This is a genomic window from Halalkalibacterium halodurans (assembly GCF_004376175.1).
In the GTDB taxonomy this organism is placed as follows: Bacteria; Bacillota; Bacilli; order Bacillales; family Bacillaceae_D; genus Halalkalibacterium; species Halalkalibacterium halodurans.
In genome coordinates, this window is sequence record NZ_SNUY01000132.1 from 1 (window position 1) to 2,501 (window position 2,501).

Below are 2,501 nucleotides of genomic sequence, written 5' to 3' on the forward strand. Positions count from 1 at the left end.
CCATTATAAGAATCCTTTCTGTGGTTATTTCGTAGTTGCTTTAACCATATCAGAAATGGATTCTTTTTTCATTTATTTGATGCATGGACCATTTAGCTCAATTACTTGATAGATAAGCATTATTTGGGCATTAAAGGTTTTTTATGAATAATCCAGGGTCAAGTATGATGGTAGCGAGATGAACCTGATTATCGTGAGGTATCAAGAGTTTATACATATTGTCATCGAGGTCGACGATTTTAATAAGATAGTGAGAGAAAAAGCCCAGTCATTAGCAAAATTACTAGGAGTAACTCTAGGTACCAACTTGATCGGAATCTTATTGTATAAATCAAACACCAGTGAATTGGCTCCTCTCATTTTTGTTCCAGATCTGGACAGTATGATATGGGAAAGAGGCTGCGGATCAGGTACAGCCTCATTAGGAGCTTATCTAGCGTGGAAGAACAAAAAAGAAATTGTAGCAAAAATAAAGCAACCCGGTGGCACGATTCAAGTAATCGCTACGTGTGAGGAAGAAAAGTTAACAAGTTTAAAAATTGAAGGTTCGTCAGTATAGTAGCACGAGGTAAGGCGTTTATAGATGTTTAATCATCACATAAAAAGGGAGGCATCAATGGTTGCTTTAAAAACGTTTCAAAAAGATTTACGTGAGTTTTTAGACAAATTTGATGCTTTAGCCACAAGCTATGATCATACAACCAATCATTGTTCGGAATTAGAGAGTTTAATCGATGATTACTCTAAGTTTATTACTAACGAGAGAAACAAAGAAATTTGGGGACAATTAGAGTTAGCTAAATCAAGTGAGTTTCAACAACTATTGCTAGATTCGAGAAAAAAATCGGCACTGTGTGTCTCGATTATGGAAAAATATCGTGCCTTGAAGCTACTGAATGGAAATGATGGAATGACAGATTATTTCAAAAACATTGAGTCATGTATCATAAACGAATTCGGTCATTTTCGTGTTTGTTCCGAGTCAAAAGTCTTATTAATAGGATCAGGTGCATTTCCGATGACACCACTATTAATCGCGAAACAAACGGGGGCAGAGGTCGTTGGCATCGATATTGATGATGAGGCCATTACGCTTGGATTAAATGTCATAGAAAGGTTAGGACGAGATTTGAAAATTCGACTCGAAAATACATTAGTAGAAGACCTTGATTTCACGAAAGAAGCAACCCATATTATTTTTAGTTCAACCGCCGAGAGAAAATTCGAAATACTAGATCAATTGCATGCACGGACGAATGAAGATCTAGTGGTAGCTATGAGATATGGCAATCAGTTGAAATCTTAATTTAATTATTCATTGAAAGAAGTGGATCAGCGGAAGTGGAAAATGGTTGAAAATATCTCAAGACCGCGGCATGTGTTTGATATTGCGTTGTATACAAAGGCATAATTGAGCGCTTGTCAGTATGAAATGGAGGGCTTATATGAGTGAGATGAAGCGAGTCTTATTGTTAGGAACTGGTCCAACATCCATCCAACTGGCGGTAACGTTAAAACATCACTTGAATTGTTATATTGGAATTGCGGGAAGAGAGTCTGTTCGTTCGGAAAGCTTTTTTGAGGCAGTAAATCAAAGTGATCAGCTTATTCACGTCAGCGTTCAAAACGAGATGCATCGAGCGATGGAAGGAACATGCTTCATTGATCAAGTGATAAAAAAGTATGAAACCATTGAAGATGAATGGGACACCCTTATTTTTTCCGTTACCACAGATGCCTATAAGGAAGTGCTAAAACAAATAGATGATGAACTCTTAAAGCGCGTAAAATGCATCGTTTTAATTTCTCCAACCTTTGGCTCCAATGGTTTAATCAGCCATTATATGAACAAGCTGAATCCGGATGCAGAAGTTATTAGTTTTTCGACCTACCTTGGTGATACCCGGTGGATGCACGATAGACCGTCTAATCATGTTTTGACAACAGCGATCAAGAAAAAAATCTATATTGGCTCTAACCATGTTTCATGTAAGAATGTACACAAGCTCTGTGAAGTATTTAAACAAATCGGTATTAACGTGGAAGTCATGGAATCTCCATTTGAGGCAGAGACAAGAAATATTTCTCTCTATGTTCACCCTCCGTTGTTTATGAACGATTTTTCATTAAATTCCATATTTGGATCGTTCAGTGCAAAGAAATATGTATATAAAATGTATCCAGAAGGACCCATTACCCAATATTTAATTCGCGACATGTTGGCTCATTGGAAAGAGATAATGGACATCATAGGAAAGATCAATATCAAAAAGATTAATTTACTTCAATTTATGACCGATGATAATTATCCCGTAAGAATTGAAAGTTTATCACGTCATGATATTGAAAACTTCAACCATTTTACGACGATCCATGATGATGTACGATAGTTTGTGTAAAGGCGTTGAATCAAAAAAAGAGGTAGGGTACCCTCTAGTTAACCGCTAAACCAACTGAGAGGAGAGGCCCTACCTATGAGTACTAGTATAGGACAAAGTACA

3 pseudogenes are annotated in these 2,501 nt (G+C 36.9%); all 3 read left to right on the forward strand.

The features are described 5' to 3' along the window. Positions 1–166: 166 nt before the first annotated feature. Positions 167–591 (forward strand): annotated as a pseudogene (locus tag E2L07_RS20335) (histidine racemase CntK family protein); the annotation flags it as partial. Between the two features lie 25 nt (positions 592–616). Then, a pseudogene (locus E2L07_RS20340) lies at positions 617–1,411 on the forward strand (class I SAM-dependent methyltransferase). 34 nt (positions 1,412–1,445) lie between these two features. Continuing rightward, positions 1,446–2,381, forward strand: a pseudogene (locus E2L07_RS20345) (opine metallophore biosynthesis dehydrogenase); the annotation flags it as partial. Positions 2,382–2,501: the final 120 nt, after the last annotated feature.